This is a genomic window from Sphingomonas sp. CCH21-G11 (assembly GCF_001555965.1).
GTDB lineage: Bacteria > Pseudomonadota > Alphaproteobacteria > Sphingomonadales > Sphingomonadaceae > Sphingomonas.
This window is the reverse complement of sequence record NZ_LSHX01000031.1, coordinates 64745-86838: the sequence shown is the minus strand read 5'-3', so window position 1 is coordinate 86838 and position 22094 is coordinate 64745. Positions and strand designations below refer to the sequence as shown.

General features: G+C 70.2%; 20 protein-coding genes. 12 read left to right on the top strand and 8 right to left on the bottom strand.

The features are described from left to right. Positions 1–56 precede the first annotated feature (56 nt). The 5 genes from gluQRS (at position 57) to egtD (ending at position 4059) form a co-directional block, all read left to right on the top strand. Positions 57–932 carry a tRNA glutamyl-Q(34) synthetase GluQRS gene (gene gluQRS / locus AX676_RS08045; RefSeq protein ID WP_066482993.1) on the top strand — a complete coding sequence of 292 codons (876 nt, stop codon included), beginning with the start codon at positions 57–59 and terminating at the stop codon, positions 930–932. A 9-nt stretch (positions 933–941) separates the two neighbouring features. After that, positions 942–1169 carry a twin transmembrane helix small protein gene (locus AX676_RS08040; protein ID WP_066482991.1) on the top strand — a complete coding sequence of 76 codons (228 nt, stop codon included), beginning with the start codon at positions 942–944 and terminating at the stop codon, positions 1167–1169. Between the two features lie 15 nt (positions 1170–1184). Beyond that, positions 1185–1751 (top strand): cob(I)yrinic acid a,c-diamide adenosyltransferase, encoded by a 567-nt coding sequence (locus AX676_RS08035; protein ID WP_066482988.1) that lies wholly within the window; start codon positions 1185–1187, stop codon positions 1749–1751. 72 nt (positions 1752–1823) lie between these two features. Further along, complete coding sequence (gene egtB, locus AX676_RS08030; protein WP_066482986.1) at positions 1824–3080, top strand: ergothioneine biosynthesis protein EgtB; 1257 nt, start codon at positions 1824–1826, stop codon at positions 3078–3080. A 1-nt stretch (position 3081) separates the two neighbouring features. Continuing rightward, complete coding sequence (gene egtD / locus AX676_RS08025; protein ID WP_066482984.1) at positions 3082–4059, top strand: L-histidine N(alpha)-methyltransferase; 978 nt, start codon at positions 3082–3084, stop codon at positions 4057–4059. Positions 4060–4089: 30 nt separating this feature from the next. Here the strand turns inward: egtD and AX676_RS08020 are convergent, their stop codons facing one another. After that, positions 4090–5079, bottom strand: coding sequence for a DUF1176 domain-containing protein (locus AX676_RS08020; RefSeq protein WP_066482982.1), 990 nt, complete (start codon positions 5077–5079; stop codon positions 4090–4092). Between the two features lie 68 nt (positions 5080–5147). On the opposite strand from AX676_RS08020, the gene AX676_RS08015 reads away from it, so the two are divergent. Continuing rightward, positions 5148–6017 carry a 3-hydroxyacyl-CoA dehydrogenase NAD-binding domain-containing protein gene (locus AX676_RS08015; protein WP_066482980.1) on the top strand — a complete coding sequence of 290 codons (870 nt, stop codon included), beginning with the start codon at positions 5148–5150 and terminating at the stop codon, positions 6015–6017. Positions 6018–6035: 18 nt separating this feature from the next. Here the strand turns inward: AX676_RS08015 and AX676_RS08010 are convergent, their stop codons facing one another. From AX676_RS08010 to AX676_RS08000, 3 genes are all read right to left on the bottom strand, one after another. Next, the gene (locus AX676_RS08010) at positions 6036–7304 is read right to left on the bottom strand and encodes a NupC/NupG family nucleoside CNT transporter (protein ID WP_066483086.1); all 1269 of its coding nucleotides are present in this window, start codon (positions 7302–7304) and stop codon (positions 6036–6038) included. A 106-nt stretch (positions 7305–7410) separates the two neighbouring features. Continuing rightward, a complete protein-coding gene (locus AX676_RS08005; RefSeq protein ID WP_066482978.1) occupies positions 7411–7776 on the bottom strand; it encodes a bleomycin resistance protein in 366 nt (121 codons plus the stop codon). Positions 7777–7786: 10 nt separating this feature from the next. Beyond that, complete coding sequence (locus tag AX676_RS08000) at positions 7787–8572, bottom strand: SDR family oxidoreductase (RefSeq protein WP_231726132.1); 786 nt, start codon at positions 8570–8572, stop codon at positions 7787–7789. Positions 8573–8624: 52 nt separating this feature from the next. Here AX676_RS08000 and AX676_RS07995 point away from each other — a divergent pair, with 52 nt between their 5' ends. From AX676_RS07995 to AX676_RS07985, 3 genes are read left to right on the top strand one after another with little or no spacing between them, the layout of a single operon-like run. Further along, positions 8625–9410: an ATP-binding cassette domain-containing protein gene (locus AX676_RS07995; protein ID WP_066482974.1), complete on the top strand. Its 786-nt coding sequence runs from the start codon at positions 8625–8627 to the stop codon at positions 9408–9410. Further along, positions 9407–10930, top strand: a complete 1524-nt coding sequence (locus tag AX676_RS07990; RefSeq protein WP_066482971.1) for an ABC transporter permease/substrate-binding protein — start codon at positions 9407–9409, stop codon at positions 10928–10930. The genes AX676_RS07995 and AX676_RS07990 overlap by 4 nt, the downstream gene beginning before the upstream one ends. Beyond that, positions 10903–11901: a M15 family metallopeptidase gene (locus AX676_RS07985; RefSeq protein WP_197417158.1), complete on the top strand. Its 999-nt coding sequence runs from the start codon at positions 10903–10905 to the stop codon at positions 11899–11901. Before AX676_RS07990 ends, AX676_RS07985 begins: the two co-directional genes overlap by 28 nt. A gap of 24 nt (positions 11902–11925) precedes the next feature. On the opposite strand, the gene AX676_RS07980 is transcribed toward AX676_RS07985, so the two are convergent. After that, positions 11926–14031, bottom strand: a complete 2106-nt coding sequence (locus AX676_RS07980; RefSeq protein ID WP_231726133.1) for a protein-disulfide reductase DsbD family protein — start codon at positions 14029–14031, stop codon at positions 11926–11928. Between the two features lie 71 nt (positions 14032–14102). On the opposite strand from AX676_RS07980, the gene AX676_RS07975 reads away from it, so the two are divergent. Beyond that, the gene (locus tag AX676_RS07975; protein ID WP_082731058.1) at positions 14103–15809 is read left to right on the top strand and encodes an alkaline phosphatase family protein; all 1707 of its coding nucleotides are present in this window, start codon (positions 14103–14105) and stop codon (positions 15807–15809) included. 52 nt (positions 15810–15861) lie between these two features. Next, on the top strand, positions 15862–16920 hold the full coding sequence (locus tag AX676_RS07970; RefSeq protein WP_066482969.1) for a serine hydrolase domain-containing protein: 1059 nt from the start codon (positions 15862–15864) through the stop codon (positions 16918–16920). Here AX676_RS07970 and AX676_RS07965 read toward each other — a convergent pair. Further along, the gene (locus AX676_RS07965) at positions 16917–17855 is read right to left on the bottom strand and encodes a right-handed parallel beta-helix repeat-containing protein (protein ID WP_066483078.1); all 939 of its coding nucleotides are present in this window, start codon (positions 17853–17855) and stop codon (positions 16917–16919) included. The genes AX676_RS07970 and AX676_RS07965 overlap by 4 nt on opposite strands. 190 nt (positions 17856–18045) lie before the next feature. On the opposite strand from AX676_RS07965, the gene AX676_RS07960 reads away from it, so the two are divergent. Then, the gene (locus AX676_RS07960) at positions 18046–19380 is read left to right on the top strand and encodes a methyl-accepting chemotaxis protein (RefSeq protein WP_082731057.1); all 1335 of its coding nucleotides are present in this window, start codon (positions 18046–18048) and stop codon (positions 19378–19380) included. Positions 19381–19397: 17 nt separating this feature from the next. Here AX676_RS07960 and AX676_RS07955 read toward each other — a convergent pair whose 3' ends face one another. Next, positions 19398–19673: a hypothetical protein gene (locus AX676_RS07955; RefSeq protein ID WP_066482963.1), complete on the bottom strand. Its 276-nt coding sequence runs from the start codon at positions 19671–19673 to the stop codon at positions 19398–19400. Between the two features lies 1 nt (position 19674). Then, on the bottom strand, positions 19675–22092 hold the full coding sequence (locus tag AX676_RS07950) for a YbcC family protein (protein WP_197417159.1): 2418 nt from the start codon (positions 22090–22092) through the stop codon (positions 19675–19677). Positions 22093–22094 lie beyond the last annotated feature (2 nt).

The window sequence follows — 22094 nt, the reverse complement described above, 5'->3', positions numbered from 1 at the left end:
CGCGCGTATGACAGCATGTGCAGCGACTCGCGGTCAAGGGCCATGTTGAGCGACAGATGAGCGAACCGATCGTCAGCCGCTTCGCGCCGTCGCCGACCGGGCGGCTGCATCTTGGCCACGCCTTGTCGGCGGTGCGCGCGCACGATCTGGCGCGCGCGGCGGGGGGGCGCTTCCTTGTCCGGATCGAGGATATCGACGCGACGCGCAGCCGGCCGGAACATGTCGACGCGATCCTCGCCGACCTTGCCGCGCTCGGGCTCGGCTGGGACGGGCCGGTCTGGTATCAGTCGCAGCGGCTTGATGCCTATGCGGCCGCGCTCGACCAGCTGCGCGATGCGGGGCTGCTCTATCCCTGTTTCTGCACCCGCGCCGACATCGCGCGCGAGGTGGCGGCCAGCCTGAGCGCGCCGCACGGGCCCGACGGACCGGTCTATCCCGGCACCTGCCGCGCGCTGCCGCCCGGATTGCGCGCCGAACGGCTGGCGCGCGATCCGCATAGCTGGCGGCTGGACATGGCGGCCGCGGTCGCCCGCGTGGGGCCGCTCGACTGGCACGACGCGACTGCCGGCACGATCCGCGCCGATCCGCTCGGGCATGGCGACGTGGTGCTGGCGCGCAAGGACGCACCCGCCAGCTACCACCTGGCGGTAACCGTCGACGATGCCGCACAGGGCGTGAGCGACGTGGTGCGCGGGCGTGACCTGTTCGCCGCCACGCATGTCCACCGCCTGCTCCAGGCGCTGCTCGGGCTGGCCGTGCCGCGCTATCACCATCACCCGCTGATCGTCTCGGCCGACGGTCGGCGGCTCGCCAAGCGCGACGGCGCGCCGACGCTCGACCGCTTCAGCGATGCGGACGGTCGCTTGGACGATCTTGCCCAAAAGCTGCGCGCGGGGCGACTTCCGCTTGGTTTCGCGCTGGCGACGGCCTAGATAGGGGGCATGCAGACCTTCCTCATCATCCTGCTGATTGCAGCGATGCTCGCGACGGTGGTGGCGCTGGTGCGCGGCATCATCTCGTTCCTGCGCACCACCGAGGCGGAGCTGAAGGGCGAGGGCCCGGCGCGCTCGAGCATCCAGTCGAACAAGATGATGCAGCAGCGCATCTTTTTTCAGGCGCTGGCGATTGTCGTCGTCGTGCTGATCCTGTTCGCCAGCGGCCGGAGCTGATCGGCCCGGGCGCGCATGGTCAGGCTGAACCGCATCTATACGCGCACCGGCGACGACGGCTCGACCGGTCTGGTCGACGGCAGCCGCGTGTCGAAGGCGGATCCGCGCATTGCGGTGATCGGCGATGTCGACGAGGTCAATTCGCTGATCGGCGTCGCGTCGACCCTGCTGGCCGGGGACGACCTCGCGCTGCTCCGCCGCATCCAGAACGACCTGTTCGATCTGGGCGCGGATCTGGCGACGCCGGGCGACGATTACACCCCCGGCGACATGGTGCTGCGGATCGTGGCGGGCCAGATCGCGTGGCTGGAGTCGACGATCGATCGCGTCAATGGCGGCCTGGCCCCGCTGACCAGCTTCATCCTGCCCGGCGGAAGCCCGGCGGCGGCGGCGCTGCATGTCGCGCGGGCGACGGCGCGACGGGCCGAGCGTACGGCGGTCGCCGCGTCGGCGACGGTCCCGCTCAATCCGCTGGCGCTGACCTATCTCAACCGGCTGTCCGACTTTCTGTTCGTTTTCGCCCGTCATGTGAACCAATTGGCGGACGGCGACGTTCTGTGGGTGCCCGGGGCGTCACAATAGCAATGTAGCGACAGATTTCCGCCGCCCGGATTGACACACAGACAGTGAACACGCGGAGCGAAGGAGGCGTGAATGGCCAAGACCATAGCCAGGCCACGGGCCGCCCCGATCGCGGAACGCTATCTGGCGGTGCGGCGGCTGAGCGACCAGCTGGTCGCGCCGTTGAGCGATGCGGATGCCACCGCCCAGTCGATGGACGACGCGTCACCCGCCAAATGGCACCTCGCGCATACCACCTGGTTCTTCGAAACCTTTGTGCTGCGTGATTTCGTCACGGGCTATCGCCTGCACGACGATCGCTTCCCCTATCTGTTCAACAGCTATTACGATGCAGAGGGCGCGCGCCATGCCCGGCCGTCCAGGGGCCTGTTGACGCGCCCGACGCTGGACGAGGTCAAGGCCTATCGTGCCGCGGTGGATGCGGCGCTGGTCGCCGCGCTTCCCGACCTGCCGCCGGCGGCGCGCGACCTGGTCGAGCTCGGCTGCCATCACGAGCAGCAGCATCAGGAGCTGCTGGTCACCGATCTTCTCCACCTGTTCGCGCGCAATCCGATCGAGCCGGCAGTGTGGCCGGGCGCGCGCAAGGTTCCGGTGGCGATGCCGGGGCCGATCCGCTGGATCGAGGGGCCGGCGGGCATCGCGTCGGTCGGGCACGGCGGCGATGGTTTCAGCTTTGATTGCGAAGGCCCGCGCCATCCGGTGCTCCTCCACGCGCATGCGATCGCCGACCGCACGGTCACCAACGGCGAATGGGCGGCATTCATCGCCGATGGCGGCTATGCCGACCCCCGGCACTGGCTGTCCGACGGCTGGGCGTGGGTGCGCGCGGAGGGCGTTGAGGCGCCGCTCTATTGGGAACGGCGCGACGACGCGTGGACGCGTTTCGGGCTGGACGGGCGGCGCGCGATCGACCCGGCGGCCCCGGTCACGCATGTCAGCTTCTACGAAGCCGATGCCTATGCGCGCTGGGCCGGCGCGCGGCTGCCGACCGAGGCGGAATGGGAAGCCGCCGTCGCCGACGAGGACCCGCTGGGCGGCAATCAGCTCGATACGGCCGGGCCGGTCGAACCGCGGCCGTCGACCGGCGGACCGGCATTTTTCGGCGATGTCTGGGAATGGACCGGCAGTGCCTTTCGCCCCTATCCCGGCTTCACGGCGGCGGCGGGGGCAGTCGGCGAATATAACGGCAAGTTCATGAGCGGGCAGTTCGTGCTGAAGGGCGGATCGTGCGCGACGCCGCGGGGGCACCTGCGCGCCAGCTACCGCAATTTCTTCTACCCCCACCAACGCTGGCAGTTCACCGGCGTGCGGCTCGCCAGGGACCTGTGACATGCTGAAGCCCGAAATCGAGGACGGTCAGGCCTCGCTCGCCGATCCCGCCTTTCGCGCCGACGTGCTCAATGGACTGGCGGCGCGCCCGCGCGCCATTCCCGCCCGCTGGTTCTACGACCGGCGGGGTTCGGAACTGTTCGAGGCAATCACGACGCTCGACGAATATTATCCGACCCGGACCGAAACGGCGATCCTGGACGCGGCGTGCGCCGACATCGGCGACCGCGTCGGCACCGGGCGCGCCGTGATCGAATTCGGCTCGGGATCGTCGACCAAGACGCCGATCCTGCTGCGCTGCATCGCTCCCGCGGCCTATGTCCCGATCGACATTTCGGGCGACTTCCTGCGTGAATCGGCCGCCGGCCTCGCCGACGCGTTTCCGGCGATCGAAGTCTATCCGGTCGAGGCGAACTTCATGCAGCCGGTGCGGCTGCCCGCCCCGGTCGCCGACCTGCCCAAGCTCGGCTTCTTTCCCGGTTCGACGATCGGCAACCTGACCGCGTTCGGCGCGGTCGACCTGTTGCGCACGATGCGCGCCTCGCTGGGCGAGGGGTCGATGCTGCTGATCGGGATCGACCGGATCAAGCCCGCCGACATACTGGTCCCGGCCTATGACGATGCGCGCGGGGTGACGGCGGCGTTCAACCTCAACCTGATCGAGCGGATCAACCGCGAACTCGACGGCGACCTGCCCGTCGACGCGTTTCGCCATCGCGCGATCTGGAATGACGATGCCGCACGCATCGAGATGCATCTGGAGGCGCTGCGCGACGTGTCGTTCCACGTCGATGGCCGGGCGTTCAGCATCGCTGCGGGCGAGACGATCCACACCGAAAACAGCCACAAATACGGTCCGCGCGATGCCCGCGCGCTGCTGCGTGCAGGGGGCTGGACCCCGGTTGCCGAATGGACCGACGCGCGCGACTGGTTCGGGCTGATCCTGGCCGAAGCGCAACCGCGCCCGATGGCGCCGTGAGGGGTTAGGCGTTCAAACCGCGCGACCCGTTCACCGGATCGTCGCTGCGCGCCACACTGTGATCCAGTCGATCGACCCGCGGCATTCGCTCATCGCGGCCTGCTCGACCAGGCGGAAACGGTCGCCGTCCCAGGCATATTCGCTCGACGTGCCGCAATCGCCGAGCCCGCGGCCCTTGGAATATTCGGTCAGACGGGCGCGATCGGCGTCCCAGTCGGCGTTGACCAGCAGCGTGGCATCGGGGCTGAAACCGACCTGCACGTCGAACGGCGCGACGCTGAACTTGCCGTTGCGTACCAGCACGGGCACCGCGCTGAAATTATAGGCGCCCGCGCCGCAGGGGATGAGGACCAGCGTGGTCCGCGCGTCGAGCCGGACAGGATCGGGGGTGAGGTCGGGCCCGCCCTGTTCGTCGGCACAGCCGGTCTGCGCCTCGATCGCGCGGCGCAGCGTCGGGCCGATCGCCTCGGGCGGCCTGCGGGGCGCGCGTACCTGAACGACCACCGGCAGCGGGCGTGAGCTGGGTACATTGCTGGCCGGGCGACTGCCGCGCGCCACGACCGCGGTCACCGTGCCCACCCGGCTCTGTTCGGCGTCGATATAGCGCAGCGTCGCCGACGCGCCGGTCAGCGAGACGCGGGTGAACACCCGACCATCGACCAGGCGCTCGACGGTCAGCTGCTTGCCATTGACCATGCGCCGGACGATCGCGTCGGCGCTCGCCCCGGTAATCGTCAGCCCGGCATCGGCGACCTCGCCGCGGGCCAGCGTCGCGCCGTCCAGCCGCACCGCGACGCGGCCGATCTTTGCCGCGTCCGGGGTCAGCGTCACGGTCCAATCGCCCAAGGGGCCGGGCTCGCGCTCGATCCGCATCGTCGCGTCGCCAACGCCGTTGTCGACGGTCAGCGATACCGCCGCACATCGCTTCGCATTGTCGCAGCCGACGACCCAGTCGCCGAATGTCTTGAGGTCGCCGGGCGTGGGACCGGCGGCGAGCAGCATCAGCAAGAGCGCGATCATGGCTTCGATCCTAGCCGAAGCGCATCCGCCGCGATAGGAGGGCCGCGAAGCGAACGGGAGAGACGGACATGAAGACCATCGGCGTGATCGGCGCGGGCCAGATGGGGGCGGGGATCGCCCAGGTATCGGCGGCGGCGGGTTATCGCACGCTGTTGTCGGATGTCGCGCTCGACCGTGCGGAAGCGGGGAAGGCGGGGATCGCCAAATCGCTCGACCGGCTGGTGGCGAAGGAGAAGCTGACGAGTGCCGATGCACAGGCGCTGCTCGCCCGGATCGAGCCGGTCGCCAGCGCCGACGCGATGGCCCCCGCCGATCTGGTGATCGAAGCGGCGACCGAGCGCGAGGAGATCAAGCGCCGAATCTTCGAAAGCGTCGGCAAGGTGCTGGGCGCGGACGCGATCCTGGCCAGCAACACATCGTCGATCCCGATCACGCGGCTGGCGCAGGCCTCGCCCGATCCGGCGCGGTTCATCGGCGTACATTTCTTCAACCCCGTGCCGGTCATGGGGCTGATCGAGGTGATCCGGGGCCTCGCGACCAGCGACGCGACGGTCGCGGCGGTCGAGGCGTTCGGCACGTCGCTTGGCAAGGCGATCGTCCATGCCAACGACGCGCCGGGTTTCATCGTCAACCGCGTGCTGATGCCGATGCTCAACGAAGCGTGCTTCGCGCTGGGCGAAGGCGTGGCGACGATCCCCGACATCGATACCGCGTGCAAGCTGGGGCTCAATCACCCGATGGGGCCGTTCACGCTGGCCGATTTCATCGGGCTCGACACCTGCCTCGAAATCACCCGCGTGCTGTTCGAGGGCACGGGCGATCCCAAGTTCCGCCCGGCACCGCTGCTCGTCAAATATGTCGAGGCCGGCTGGTACGGGCGCAAGACCGGGCGCGGCTTCTATGACTATTCGGGCGCGGAGCCGGTGCCGACGCGCTGACCGGGTAAAGCGCGGCGGTCAGCCCGGCAGCAGCATCCCGGCGAGCGCCGCCGACATCAGGTTGGCGAGCGTGCCCGCGATCAGCGCGCGGATGCCTAGCTTTGCGATCACGGGGCGTTGATTGGGGGCCAGGCTGCCCGCGGACGCCATCTGGATCGCGATCGAACTGAAATTGGCGAAGCCGCACAGCGCAAAGGTAATGATGCCGGCGGTGCGTGGGCTCAGCCCCTCGGTCGCTCCGAGCTGGGCGAAGGCGACGAACTCGTTGAGCACGACCTTGGTACCGAGCAGGCCGCCCGCTGCCTGCGCCTCGCTCCAGGGGATGTTGAGGAGGAAGGTCACGGGCGACAGGATGACGCCCAGGATCGCCTGAAAGGTGAGATCGGGCTGGCCGAACCAGCCGCCGACCGCGCCGAGCAGCCCGTTGGCGAGCGCGACGAGCGAGACGAAGGCAAGCACCATCGCGGCGACCGCGACCGCGATCTTGACGCCGGTCTGCGCGCCGATCGCGGCGGCCATGATGATGTTGGCGGCGCGCTCTTCCTCCGCGACATGTTCGGCCGCCACGATCACCTGCGCCTCGCGGTCGTCGCCCAGCGGCAGCTCGCCGGTCGGCGCGAGCGGATCGTCGGGCATCAGCATCTTGGCCATCAGCAGCCCGCCCGGCGCCGACATGAACGACGCCGCGAGCAGATAGGGCAGCGCGGTGGGGCCCAGCAGCGCGGCATAGGCCGCCAGGATGGTGCCCGCGACACCCGCCATGCCGACCGACATCACCGCGAACATCTGCGGCTGGGTGAGCGAGGCGAGATAGGGGCGGATCACCAGCGGCGATTCGGATTGTCCGACGAAGATATTGGCGGCCGCGCACAGCGATTCGACCTTCGATACGCCGATCACCTTTTCGATCGCACCGCCGATCCAGCGCACGACCATCTGCATGATGCCGACATGATAAAGCACGGCCACCAGCGCGGCGAAGAAGATGATGACCGGCAGGGCGGAGACGGCGAAGGCGGTGCCGAAGGTCGCGTCGGTGGCGATCGGGCCGAAAATGACCTTGGTCCCCTCGCTCGCATAGCCGAGCAGCGCCGACACGCCGCCGGCCATTCCCGCGATCACCGCCTTGCCGGCGGGCACGTAGAGGACGAGCAGCGCGATGCCGGCCTGGAGCGCGAAGGCCGCGCCGACGACGCGCAGGCGGATCGCACGGCGGTTGGCGGACAGGGCATAGGCGATGGCGAGGATGACGATGATGCCGGCGATGCCGATCAGGAACCTGGTCATTCGGGTGAAATTGTCCCCTGGCGTGACGAAAGCGCGCGTGCCCCGGCCCGCGTGCGCGGCGACCATAGCGCGATTTGCGCGCGCGGCCAGAGGGGACGCGGCCCGGTCAGGCGTTGGCCACCAGCCGCAGCAGCGTGCCGTCGGGATCAACCAGATAGCCGATGCGCAGCCCGGCCACCGGATCGCGCACGGGCGGGCTGACGCGCGGCATGCCGGTGCGGGCGTGTGGGATCCCCGCCGCGACACAGGCGGCATGGAGCCCGTCGACGTCGTCCACGCGCAGGCAGCAGCCGAATGAACTGCCGGACGGATCGAGGTCGGGATAGGGAAAGAATTCGAGCATGAGATCGCCGCGCGTCAGGATCATCCAGTGCGACGCGCGGAACTGCGTCGCAAAGCCGATCGCGGCGTAGAAGGCTTCGGTCGCGTCGAAGTCGCGCGACGGCAGGTTGGGGGTGGCGCGGTCGCTCATCGGTCCCGGCTCACAGGCCGCGCGAGGCCTGGCGGCGCAATTGCTTGGGCATCCAGCGCGCGGCGAACCGCATCCGCTTCGCGGTCTTGCCAACGACGGTGTGCACGTCGTCGCCATGCACCGCGCGCCACGCGGCCTGGGCCACTTCCTCGACCGGGGTGAGCTCGAGCCCCGCCGACGTCACCCGCTCGCGGATGTTGAGGTTCGATCCGACGATGCCGCCGTCGAGCAGCGGGGTTTCGATGAAGCTGGGCATCAGCGAGCGCACCTTGATTCCCTCGCGCCGCCACTCGGCCTCGAGCGATTCGGTCAGTCCGCGCACCGCGAACTTGGTCGCCGAATAGATCGCCGCGCCGGCGGTGCCGTAGATCCCGGCCGCCGACGCGGTGTTGAGCAGACAGGATCCGGGCGACAGCCTGAGATAATGATAGCCGATATGCGCGCCATGGACGACGCCGGTGAAATTGATCGCGATCGTGCGCTCCAGGTCGGCGGCGCCGGTGTCGGCGAACGGCCCGCCCATCGAGATGCCGGCGTTGTTGAACAGAACATCGAGCCCCGCGCCGCCAGTGAAGGATTCGAGGCAGGCGCGCCACTGGTCGCGATCGCGCACGTCCATCGTAAAGGCGCTTGCCCGGCCCTCGGGCAACAGCGCGACGGTTTCTGCCGCCGCCGCCGCATTGATGTCGGCGACGCCGATCCGCCAGCCCTGCGCGGCGAAATGGCGGGCGACCGCGCGGCCGATGCCCGACCCGCCGCCGGTGATGAATGCCGATTTGCCGACGCTTGCCGCCACGCGATGCTCTCCCCTTTGATTTTCCGTCATCCTTCCCGCACAACCCGCTTCAATGCCAGCGCAAAACCACGATCCCGGCCCGGCGGTGCAATTCGACGGCGCGGCCAAGACCTATCCGGGCGGGGTGACGGCGGTGCGCGGTGTCACGCTGGACATTGCCGGCGGCAGCTTCGTCGCGCTGGTCGGCACGTCGGGGTCGGGCAAGTCGACGCTGCTCAAGATGGTCAATCGGCTGGTCGAGCCGAGCGCGGGAGCGGTCCGGATCGATGGGCGCGCGGTCGATGCCGAACCCGCGCATTTGTTGCGCCGACGGATCGGCTATGTGTTTCAGAATGTCGGGCTGTTCCCGCATCTGAGCGTCGGGGAAAATATCGCGATCGGCCTCCGGCTGAGCGGTGATCGCAATCATGCGGCACGCGTCGCCGAACTGCTCGAGCTGGTCGAACTCAGCCCCGACCTCGCCACGCGGATGCCCGATGCGCTGTCGGGAGGCCAGCGCCAGCGCGTCGGCGTCGCGCGTGCAATCGCTTGCGAGCCGCGTCTGATGCTGATGGACGAGCCGTTCGGCGCGCTCGATCCGGTGACGCGCGACGGGCTGGGCAAGGCGATCCGCGCGCTGCACGATCGGATGCGGCTGACGACCTTGATGGTCACGCACGACATGGCCGAGGCGCTGCTGCTCGCCGACCGCGTGCTGGTGATGGCGGATGGTGCGATTGTCGCCGATGCGACGCCCGCCGAGCTGCTGGCCGGCCGCGCGGGTTCCGCCGCCGACGCGCTGGTGGCGGTACCGCGCGACCAGGCGCACCGGTTGGCCGAGATCGAGGCGCGCGGATGATCGAGGCATTCGCGCGCGTGCCCGAGCTTGCGGCCCGCCACCTGCTGCTCGCGGCGGCCGCGCTCATGCTGGCGCTGGTGGTCAGTGCGCCGTTGATCCTGTGGTCGGCGCGGCGGCCGGCGGTGGCGCGCATCGTGCTGGCGCTGGCGAGCTTGATCCAGACCGTGCCCGCGCTTGCGTTGCTTGCGTTGTTCTATCCCGTGCTGCTGTGGCTGTCGGGGCTGGTGGGGGGCGGCATCCCGGCGCTCGGCTTCCTGCCGTCGCTGCTCGCGCTCAGCCTCTATGCGCTGCTGCCGGTCGTCCGCAACGGCGTGACCGGGCTGACCCATCTCGACCCCGCAGTGCTGGAGGCGGCGGATGGCGTCGGCATGACGGCGGGACAGAAATTGCGCCTGGTCGAGCTGCCGCTGGTCGCGCCGGTGCTGATGGCCGGCATCCGCACCGCGGCCGTTTGGACGATCGGGGCGGCGACGCTGTCGACGACGGTCGGCCAGCCGAGCCTGGGCGACCTGATCTTCGCCGGGCTGCAGACGCAGAACTGGTCGCTGGTGCTGGCCGGGTGCATTGCCGCCGCGGCGCTGGCGATCGCGGTCGACGCGCTGCTGGGGCTGGCCGAAGGGGCAATCCGGGCGCGGCGGCGCGGACAATTATGGGCGAGCGTGGCGCTGCTCGGCGCGGGCCTGGCGGTTGCGGTCGCACCGCTGCTCGTCACGCCCCCGCGCGACGTCGTAGTCGGGGCCAAGGGCTTTTCCGAGCAATATATCCTGGCGCGCGTCATCGGCCAGCGGCTCGAAGCGGCGGGATACCGGGTCAGTTATCGCGAGGGGCTGGGATCGGGCGTCGCCTTTGCCGCGCTCGCCGGCGGGGACATCGATGTCTATGTCGACTATTCGGGGACGCTCTGGACCAACCAGATGCGGCGCACGGATGTACCCGGCCGCGCGGCGATCGTCGCGGGCGTGGCGACATGGGCGCGGAAGCGGCACGGTGTCGGGCTGGTCGGCACGCTGGGGTTCGAGAATGCCTATGCCTTCGCGATGCGCGGTGACGATGCAAAGGCGCGCGATATCGCCTCGCTCGATGACCTGACGCGCGCCGCGCCGGGGCTGAAGCTGGGCGCAGACCTCGAATTCCTGGAGCGCGGCGAATGGCGGGCGATCCGCGACGCCTACGGGCTGCGTTTCGCCTCGGCGCGGGCGTACAACCCGACCTTCATGTATCGCGCGATCGACAGCGGCGAAGCGGACGTCATCTCCGCCTTTTCCTCCGACGGGCGGATCGCGGCGCAGGGGCTGACGGTGCTCAGCGATCCCAAGGGCGCGATCCCCGGCTATGACGCGATCCTGCTGGTCGCGCCCAAGCGGACGCAGGACGAACGTTTTCTGGCGGCGCTGCGCCCGCTGGTCGGCGCGATTCCGGTCGAAGCGATGCGCGAGGCGAATTACCGGGTCGACCGCGATACCGACAAGCAGGGTGCAGGCGAGGTGGCGACATGGCTCAACCGACGGATCGCACGATGATTGCGCGGCGGACAGTGTTGCGTGGCGGGCTGGGGGCGGGGGCGGCGCTGATGCTGGCCACGCCGGGCTGGGCGCAGGACCGGTGCTTTTACGGCATGGACCTGATCGGCGATTATGGCGAACCCGAACGGTTCGTGACGATCGGCGAGGCGGATGGCGCGCTGTTCGCGATCGGTATGGGGCTGGACGGCATGCTGACCCCGGCCGAACCCGGCGTGTGGCGCGCGGCCGACGGGCGGAGGCTGTATTTCAGCGAGGGCGGACAGTCGGTGGTGATCAATGGCCTGCTTAACCCGCGCCGCGATTTCGGGGCGGAGGCGCAGGCGCGCATCCGTGCCGCGGTGCGCGCCGACCCGGCGGCGCTGCGCCAGCGGGCGCTCGCCGCCACCCCGCCCGCGCCGCAGCCCGGCGCGCGTGCGGCCGACCTTGTCGCGCTGACCGGCGTGGGGCTGCGCCTCGACATCCGCTATGCGACCGCGGACAATTTCATGGGGCTGCCGGTCTATGACCGCCCGGGCGCATTTTTGCAGCGGCCGGCGGCCGAGGCGCTGGGCCGCGTGCTGGCGGCGCTGCGTGCGCAGGGCTTCGGGCTGGTCATCTATGACGCGTATCGACCCTGGTACGCGACCTGGATGTTCTGGGAAGCGACGCCGCCCGAAAGCCGCGAATTCGTGGCCGATCCCGCGCAGGGGTCGCGCCACAATCGCGGTTGCGCGGTCGATCTGGGCCTGACCGAGCTGGCGACCGGGCGCATCGTGCCGATGCCGAGCCGCTATGACGAATTCTCGCACCGCGCGGCGGCCGACTTTCGCGGCGGCACCACCGAGGCGCGCGCGAACCGCGACCTGCTGCGGCGCGCGATGGAAGCGGAGGGCTTTGCGGTCATCCCGGAGGAATGGTGGCATTTCGACCACGCAACCTGGCGCGACTATCCGGTCGGCACCGCGACCTTTGCCGAACTGGGCGGCTGAGCCGGCGCGCGGCCGACACGACGCTCACCCCCCGGCTTTTCCTCCGCCGGCCAGATCGGTCAGCATCGCCTGAGTCAGCACTTGCGGCAGCACCTTGGGTTCATCACTGCCCGGCGCGTACCATAGGTAGAGCGGCACGCCGGCGCGGTTGTGGCGTTCGATGAAGCGGCCGAGCGCGGGGTCGCCATTGGTCCAGTCGCCGACCAGCACCGCGACCCTGCCGTCGCCGAACGCCCTCGCTACCGCCGCGGTTTCGATCGCGGCCTTTTCATTGACCTTGCACGTCACGCACCAGTCAGCGGTGAAATAGGCGAAAACGGGCCGGTTTTCGGCGCGCAAGGTGGCCAGCTTCGTCTCGCTGAACGCCTGTGCGTCCGGCAGCGCGGCGACCGCATCGGTCGCCTGGGCGGGCGCACGCTGGACAAGCGCGGTCGCGGCAAGCGCGAGGGCGAGCGCGGGAAGCGCGGGCAGCCATTGCCGCCCCTTGCCGCCCGCCTGTCGTCGCCCGGTCCACCACAGTCCGATCGCGGCGACCAGCACCGCGCCCAGCCCGAGCGCCATGCCGTCGACCCCCGCCTGTCGCCCGAGGATCCAGGCGAGCGCGAGCGCGGTCAGAAACATCGGCACCGACAGCGCCTTGCGGAAATTGTCCATCCACGGTCCCGGTCGCGGCAGCCGCCGCCGGAGCGCGGGGACGAAGCCGAGCAGCAGGAAGGGGAGCGCCAGCCCGAGTCCCAGCCCGATGAAGATCAGCATCGCCGCCCACCAGGGCAGGATCAGCGCCGCGCCGAGCGCCGCGCCCATGAACGGGCCGGTGCACGGTGTCGCGATGAAGGCGGCAAGCGCGCCGGTGGCGAACGCGCCCTTTGTCCCGCCGCCCGTGGCGCGCGCCGCGAATTGCGGGGTCGGCAGCTCGAACAGCCCCGCCAAGTTGAGCGCGATCGCGCTGACCAGCAGCAGCAGGACGAGGATGACGCGCGGGTCCTGAAGCTGGAAGGCCCAGCCGACGGTGGCGCCGGCCGCGCGCAGCCCCAGCAGCATCGCGCCCAGCGCGGCGCAGACCAGCACGACGCCGGCGGTATAGGCCAGGCCCTCCGCCCGGGCATGCGCGTCGCTCTCGCCCGCCTTTGCCAGGCTGAGCGCCTTCAGGCTGAGGATCGGAAAGACGCATGGCATGATGTTGAGGATCAGCCCGCCGGCGATCGCGCCGAGCAGGGCAAGCGCGGCGAGCTGCCAGTCGACCGCACCGCCGCCGCCCGCGGTCGTCGGCACCGCGCCGGGGGCTGCGCGCACCTGGAACCCGTCGCCTTCGCCGAGCTTAAGCACGCCTTCGATCGCCGTTGGACTGCCCGCCGCGACGGTGTCGATCAGCAGCCTGTCGCCGTCGCGCGTCACGGTCTGGGCCGCGCCATAATCGATCGCGCCGGCGGTCAGCGGAAAGAAATAGGCGGCGGCGGGGTCGCCCAGCGGCGCGTCGGCCGGGTAGGGGATGGCGATGCGGACGCGCGCGTCGGCGCCGCTGCCGGTGACCGCGAAGGTCGCGGGTGATCCGATCGGCCTGGGCAGGGCGCGACGCCAGCGGTCGAATTGCGCGCGGCGCGCGGGATCGATCGCGCCGTCGCCGACGGTCAGGACGGTCGACAGTTCGGCGCTTTCGGGGACGCAGATCTCGTCGGTGCAGACCAGGTAATCGGTGCGCACCCGCAGCGGCAGGCGCGTGCCGACCGCCGCGTCGGCGGGAATCCGGACCGTCGCGAATTGCGTGAACGGCCCTTCATAGACATAGTTCATGATGCCCGCGATCAGCAGCTTCTGGGGCACCGGATAGGCCAGCGGGCCGACCGCGACCCCGGTGGGCAGCGTCCAGGCGAGCTGGGTCTCGATGCCGGCCTCGCCCGGATTTTTCCAGTAACCGTGCCAGCCGGGCTGCGGGGTGGAGGCGAATGCGAGCGTCACCTCCTGCCCCGGGGCGGGACGATCGGTTTCGGCGATCAGGTCGATGGCGATATGCGGGCCGGGCAGCTCCTCCTGCGCCAGCGCCGATGCGAACGGCGTGACGAGCAGCAGCGTGACGATTGAAAGCCGGCGCAAGGCGGCCTTTGTCATCGCGCCGAAATATCCAGAACCCATGCGTCATCCTTGCCCAGCCCGACGCGTTGGAACATAGCGCGGGCGATCCGAAAAAGCAGTTGGGATATTCGATGCGCGTCCTTCGTCACCATGCTCCCGCCCTGTTGTTCGCGCTCGCGGCACCGATGGTTGCACATGCACAGACCGCGCCGCAAAAAAGCGATGCGCCCGCGGCCGAGCCCGCCCGCGCACCGGCGGCCGATCGACCCGCGGCTGCGCCCGCCGCCCCGCCCAGGCTGATCGTCGCGATCTCGGTCGACCAGTTCGCCGCCGACCTGTTCGCGCAATATCGGCCGCATTTTACCGGCGGGCTGGCGCGCATGGCGAGTGGGGTGGTGTTTCCCTCCGGCTACCAGGCGCATGCGGCGACGGAAACTTGTCCCGGCCATTCGACGATCCTGACCGGCGCGCTGCCTTATCGCAGCGGCATCATCGCGAACAACTGGACTGACCTGAACGCCGCGCGTGCCGACAAGAGCGTCTATTGCGCGGAGGACGAAACCGCGCCGGGCAGCACGTCGTCCGACTATACGGTTTCCGCCGTGCATCTGAAGGTGCCGGTGCTCGGCGAGCGGCTGAAGGCGGCGAACCCGCGATCGCGCAACGTCGCCGTCGCGGGCAAGGATCGCGCCGCGGTAATGATGGGCGGCGGCCGCACCGACCAGAGCTGGTGGTGGGACGGCAAGCAGTTCGCGACGTTCAAAGGCCGCGCCACGCTGCCCGTGGTCGATCGCACGAACGCCGCCGTCGCGCGCCTGATCGCGCAGGGCCAGCCGCCGCTTGACCTGCCGCCGGCATGTGCGCGCGTCGATCAGCCGATCGCGATCGGTGGCGGCAACAGCGTCGGTACGGGCCGGTTCCAGCGCGCGCCGGGCGACGCGCGCGGCTTTCGTGCGTCGCCCGCGCTCGACGGCGCAACGCTCGCGCTGGCGGCGGGGCTGGTCCAGGACATGGGGCTGGGCAAAGGCGAGGCGACCGACATCCTGGCGGTCGGCGTGTCGGCGACCGACTATGTCGGCCATACATTCGGCAACCAGGGCACCGAGATGTGCCTGCAGCTCATGTCGCTCGACGAGGATCTCGGCCAGTTCTTCGCGGTGCTCGATGCGGCGGGCATCGACTATCTGGCGGTGCTGACCGCCGATCATGGCGGGCACGACCTGCCCGAACGCATCCGGATCCAGGGCGCGGCCGACGCGACCCGCCTGGACCCGGCGCTGGCGCCGGCGACGATGGGCAAGGCAATTGCCGGCGAGCTGGGCCTGACCGGCCAGCTGATGTGGGGCGGCGCGGGCGGCGATGTCTGGATCGACCCCGCGCTGAGCCCGGCCGACCGCCGCCGTGTCGTCGATGCCGCCGTGCGTCGCTATGCCGCGCACGAACAGGTCGAGACCGTGTTCACCCGCGCCCAGATTCTGGCGACCGCGCTGCCCCGCCAGCGTTCGCCCGACGCCTGGACACTGATCGAGCGGGCGCGCGCCGCGTTCGATCCGGCCCGGGCGGGCGATTTCGTCGTCGTGCTCAAGCAGCGGGTGACGCCGATCCCCGACGCCTCGCGCGGCTATGTCGCCACGCATGGCAGCATCTGGGACTATGACCGCCGCGTGCCCATCCTGTTCTGGCGCAAGGGGATGGCCGGCTTTGAACAGCCGCTGGCGATCAGCACGACCGACATCGCGCCGACACTGGCCGGGGTGCTGAAGCTGCCGCTGCCTGCGAACGAGATCGACGGTCAGTGCCGCGACCTCGACGTGACGACGGCGAGCACCTGTCCCTGACTTGGGTCGGCGCTTTCACCGGACCTTAGCCGTTCGGCGCTAGACCGGCGGGGTGGCACGCGCATCGTCCCTCCTTTCGTTCGGCCTGCGGCGGCGCGCCGGATTGGTCGTCCTGCTGGCGATCCTCGCCCTGATCGGGGCGTTGACCATGCATGGGATGACCCGGAGCCCGGAGCGCGCGCTGATCGAGGAGGTACGCGGGTTGCTTGCGCGCGAGGGCATTGCCGGCGCGGTGGTGGCAACCGGCCGGGTCGGCGGACAGCCCGAACTGACCGCGATCGGCATGGCGACGCCCGATCGGCCGATGCGCCCCGATGACCGGTTTCGCCTCGCCAGCCTAGCGAAGCCAGTCACCGCGTCGGCGGTGTCGGGGCTGGTGCGCGCAGGCCGCCTCACCCTCGACACCCTGGTTGCGGAGGCAGGCCCCGGCATCACGGTGCGCCACTTGCTCCAGCACAGCGGCGGATGGGACCGCGCGTCGACTTTCGACCCGATCGGCGATCCCGCGTCGTTGACGCGCATCGGCCTGACCGCTGCGGACCGTTGCGAAGCCATCGCCGACCGGATGCCGCCCGCGCAGTTCGCGCCCGGCACGCGCTATGCCTATTCCAATCTGGGCTATTGCCGGCTCGGCCAGGTGATCGCGCGCGTTTCGGGACGATCCTATGCCGACCAGGTGCATCGCACGGTGCTTGCGCCGCGCGGTGCGGCGCTTCGCTATGGCGGCGTGCCGAGCGTCAGGCATCCCTCGTCCTGGACCGCGGCGAATTTTCGGGCACTGGGTCCGGGGGGTGGCTGGAGCGGCAGCGCGGGCGACTATTGGCGATTCGCCGCCGGGCCGGTCGACCCCTATGTCCGGACCCGTCCGGCCTATGCCGCGCCGGGCGATGCCAGCTATTACGGGCTGGGCTGGCGCGTGTGGCGCGGCGGCGTGCTCAGTCACTTCGGTGCGATCGAGGGTGCCTTCGCCCTTGTCGTCCGCGACGGGGACCGGGTGGCGGTGGTGGCGATGAACGGCAGGCCCCGTCGGGACGAACGTGCGGCGGCGCAATTGATCGCTGCGTTCGCACCGCCCGTGCGCCAGCCCGACCGGGCCGACGCGCGGCGCTAGCGTCGTTCCAGCGCGCGGATGCCGGGTGCCAGCCGGTTGTTGGCCAGCACCACCGGTTCATTGCCATAGATCGCGACGAAGGCAGGGCTGCGCGTCTCGCCGGGGGCGAGCGTCGCGACATTGCCCTCGACGCGCAGGCCCGCGGACGAATGCGTGTGCTTTTCCGCACCGACGACGATGAAGCCGGTCCAGTTTTCCTTGTTGCGGCCCTGGACGAAATGATTGCCCGCGATGATGCCGCGCGCGCCCTCGGACAGGTCGATCGCGTAATTGGTCGCGCGCCCGCGGCTGTCGTCGAAGCTCGAATCGCGGATCGTGACGTTGGGCACGCGCATCTTGACGTAATGGCCGCCGCGTCCGCGCTCGAACCGCGACCGCGTGATCGTGACGCTGCCTTCGTTGCCGAGATAGATCGAATGGGCGCAGTCCTCGGTTTCGTGGCACTGGCCCAGCCCGGCAAAGGTCGACTGGTCGATCACGATCTTCTGGCCGCTCGGATGCCCGCCGAGAATGCCTTCCTGGCTGTCGAGAAACATCGAATTGACGACGGTCAGGTCACCGATCTCGGTCCGGATGCCCGCGCCGTTGCCGTCGGGCACGCGCAGGTTGCGAAAGACGATGCCGTCGACGACCGACCCGCGACCGCGCAGGACGAACGCGGCCTTGTCCTCGCACGCCACGCCATCGAAGATCGCGGTGCCCGGCTCGACCGCGCGATAGGTGATGTGCCCGCCGCTCTGGACGGTGCACTCGCGATAGACGCCGGGCGCGATCAGGATCGTCGCGCGCCCGTCGCGGACCGCGCCGACCGCATCGTCGAGCGTGCGGAAGGATTCGCCCGTTTCCGCGATGGTGAACGGACCGGCGGCGCGCGGTTGCGCGATGCCGGGGGCGGCCAGCATCACGGCCAGCATCGGGATCAAGGCGTGTCGCATCTTCGCTCCTTCGCCGTCACCCATCCCTCGCGCGCGGGTGCCGCGAAAGTGCGAAGGAGGGTTAATCGAGTCCCGATCGGGCACGCCCCGCGAATGAAGCGCAAAAACCCGCAAGAAACTGCCGTTTGTCGCTGAACCGTAACATAATCCTAAACTGTCGTTTACGATCCAAACCCTAAGCCTGCCGCGCATGTCGACGCTTCCCGCCCCCGCCCGGATCCCCCCGGCACCATCGCGATCCGACCGGATTTCCGACTGGATGTCCCCGGCCGAGCGCAGCCCGGCGCACGCGACGACCGCGGATACGCTGATCAGCGTCATCGACCGGTTCCAGGCCAATCCCGACCTGCGGCTGCTGCCCGTGCTCGACCCGCTGGGGCGGCCGCGCGGCGCGATTTTCGAGCGCGATGTCCGCCGCCTGCTGCTCAACCCCTTTGGCCACGCGCTGCTGCGCAATCCGGCCTATGGCGGCGATCTCACGCCGCACGTCCGCGAGTGCCCGGCGGTCCAGCATGACGTGTCGATCGGCGAAGCGCTGGAGCAATATCGCGTCGGGCGTGGCAGCGAAGGGATGGTGATCCTGCGCGGCGACCGGCTGTTCGGCATCCTCACCAATCGCCGGCTCGCGCTGCTCGCCGCGGAGTGGGAAGTCCACCGCGCCGCAGGGCGGATCGCAAGGGCCGAGCAGATCGAGGCCGCGGCCGACCGTTTCGACCGCGAGGTCGCGGCGCTGGGCGACACGATGGATATGCAGTCCGAAATGCTCGAGCGCGAGGCCGCACGCGTGGCGGACGGCGCCGCAACCGCCAGCACGCGCGCGGCCGCGGTCGCCGCCGCCGCCGCGCAGACCAGCGTCCATATGGAGGAGATTGCGGGGCGCGGCCACGACCTTGCGCAGGCGCTCGAATCGATCGCGGCGCGGACGGGTGAGGCACGGCGGACGGCCGGCGAGGCGGTGGCGCTGGTCGCCGCAGGCAGCGCGCAGACCGCGGAACTCAGGGTGTCCGCCCAGTCGATCGGCTCGGTGATCCTGCTGATCGGCGAGATTTCCCGCCAGGTGAACCTGCTTGCACTCAACGCAACGATCGAGGCCGCGCGCGCGGGCGAGGCCGGGCGGGGCTTCACCGTCGTGGCGAACGAGGTGAAATCGCTGTCCAACCAGACCGCGATCGCCGCCGAACGGGTCGGCAGCTATATCGCCGAGATCACGCGCGCGGTCGACGAAGTCGCCAAAAGCCATGCCCGCTTCGAGACCGCGATCGGACAGATCGCCGGCCACTCGATCGAGATCGAGCAGGCGGTCGAACAGCAACGGGCCGCCACCCGCACGATCGCGTTCAACGCCGACCAGACCAACGATGCCAGCCGCGCCATCGGCAACGACGCCGAGGCGATCAACGCGACCGCCCGCAGCGCGGCGGAAAAAGCGCAGGCGATGCTGTTGATCGCCAAGCGCGTCTTTGCTGGTGCCCGCCAGCTCGCGGCCGAAAGCGCGCATTTCGCCGAGCAGATCCGCGCCGTCTGACGTCGCGAAGCGGCGTCCTACGCGTCGTCGATCGGGGTTGCCGGGGCCATTGCGAGCGCAAGCGCGGCGCGGGTGCGCGGCAGGATCAGCTGGCGCAGCAGCTCGACATCGTTTTCCAGCGCCACCGGATCGTGTCCGCGCGCGGAATGCAGCGCTGCCTTCAGCCAGTCGCTCACCTGCGGCTGCGCCAGCGCCCAGCCAATATGTGCGTCCGCGCGGGCGAGCGCCAGCTCGGGCTCGGGGCGGAGCTGGGCGAGGTGCGGCCGCCGCCCGATCGCATCATGACCGGCCATGTCAGGCGAGCTCCGTTTCGCGCGCGGGGGTTGCGGGGGCATCAACTGCTGCCTCCCATGCCAGTCCGGGGCGATAGCGCGCGGTCATCCGCCCCTGGTCGTCGAGCGCGAACAGATGCAGCCAGCCATTGTCAAACAGGGCGCGGACATCGGGATGGCGCTCGAGGACCGCAGTGATCGCGTCGATGGGCGCGGCGATGCAGACGGTGAGCCGCAGCGGCTCGTGCATCAACGCGGTGCCGTCATGCACCGACTGCCAGGGCAGCCCGGCGCGCAGCACGCCGCCATTGCCCTCGACCACGCCCATGCCGCCGATCACATTGTGCAGCAGCTTGTTTCCGCCGCCGAACAGGGCGGGCGCAACCGCCGACCCGTAATATTGCAGGCTGATCCAGCTGGCGACCACCACCGGCGCGGTCAGGATCAGCTCCAGCACCTTGAAGCCGGTATCCTGGTGCCAGTCATAGTCGTGGAGAAAGGCCCGGCCGGCAAGGTCGCGGCCGGCGGTGCGCTCGCGCGGGGCGGCGATGAACGCCTGGCACCCGGCCAGCGCCCATTCGGGTCGCGTCTGTGCCCAGTCGCGGCTGCGGCGGCTGACCGCGTCGGCATGGCGTGCGCCGGGCAAGCGCAGCGCACGCTCGCCACGCGCCAGCGCGCCCGCGCGAGCGAGCCAGGCGCGCGCCTGGTCGATCCGGTCGGAATGCGGGGTTGCCGGCTCGTCGTCGGCGAATAGCTGCACCGCATCGGTCGTCGTGTCGTGCAATGCGGCGACGAAGCGCGTGTCCGCCGGGATCGCGATCCCCTGGTCGGCCAGTCCGTCGCGCACCACCGGGTCGTTGAGCAGCGCCGCCAGCAAACGCGCATTCACGTCGCCGGGATAGCCCCCGCACGCTCCGCAATGCAGCGCGCTTGCGTGCGGATTGTTGACGACATTCGCACCGTGCCCGACCAGCAGCACCAGCGGGGCAAAGCCGTCGGTCAACGACATCGCGCGCAGCACCGTCGCCGCCATGGTGACGCGGTCGGCCGGATCGGGCATGGGGTCGAGCCGGGGCGCGGGCGCATCCACGCCAGCACCGCCCCGAACGCCGATCGCGTCGCGGACCAGCTTGACGACATAGGCCGGGCCCGCGGCTTCGACAAAGGCGAAGGACGAGACCGCGGCGAGCTTGAACCGGCCCCAGGCGCGCGCCGCCCGGTGACGGAAGCGGGCCGTCCGGTCCGCGTCGATCAGCGCGGTGTCGGTGGTGGTCGATGCCAGCCCCGGGTTGAGCAGCACCGGCAGGCGATGTTCGGCGACATCGGAGCCGAAGCGGCGATGCGATGCGGTCAGCCCGAAAAAGCCGGCAAAGCCCAGCGTGCGGATCGCCGGGTCAATCGATTCGAGCGCGCGGCGAAACACCTCCGATCGCACGTCGATGCAGAACGCCGCCTGCATCGCGGGTGCGACCGCGGTGCGCGGTGCCGCCGGCGCCGCCAGCGTTTCGGCCAGCCGGCGCTGCGCCGCACGTTCGCTGGCGTCCTGAAGAATGGCGTCGATCCGCTGATCCATGTCGGGCGCGACCGGGCGCGCATAGTCCGCCAGTGCGGCCGTCCAGTCGGCCGCGATCCGTGGCGCATAATGTTCGAGCAGCGCGTCCTCCCACAGCATACGGATGCACAGGAAGTCGGTGATCGTATCGTCGCCGCTGCCCGCGAGCTGCGCCTGCCACAATCGGTAGCGCGCGGTGTGCGCCCAGCCGCCGAGCGTCGTCAGCAGACGGTGGAAATAGGTCGGCATCGCCGCGCCCCCCAGGCCCAGCCGGGCGGCGGCGCTGATCATCGCGTCGGTCGACGCGTCGGGCAGGTCGGCGACGAAGGCCGCGAAGCCGCGCAAGCCGACGATCTCGGGCGTCAGGTCGTGGGTGGCGACCGCGCGCCAGGCGGCATAGGCGCTCTTGCCGCGCGGGGCCGCCCACAGCGCCTGGCCTTCGTCGAAATAGGCGCCGGCCCATGCCCCGAACCGCTCCGCGATCACCGCTGGCCAGTCGATGCCCGACACCCGCGCCGCCAGGTCGGCGACGGTGGGCAAGGCCGCGGGTGCGGGCGTGTCGACGGCGACGGCGGCCCGGAGCCGCGCGAGCGTCGGCGGCGGGCTGTCGCCGGCTGCGGCGGCGTCGATCGCGGCCGCCAGATCGACATCGCGGATCGCGCCGCTGGCGATGCGCGCGCGATACCAGGCGCGCGGCATCGTGATTCGGGCACCGGCGACCCGCGCCAGCAGCGCCGCCGTGTCCGCCAGCGACCGGTCGGCCTGACCCAGGAACGGGTTGACCGCGACGCTGGCGGCCAGCGGCCAGGCCGGCGGGATGGCGCGCGCGGCCGCATCCGCACTGGCGAACAGCCGGTCCAGATCGTGCACCTGATCGGCGATCGACATCG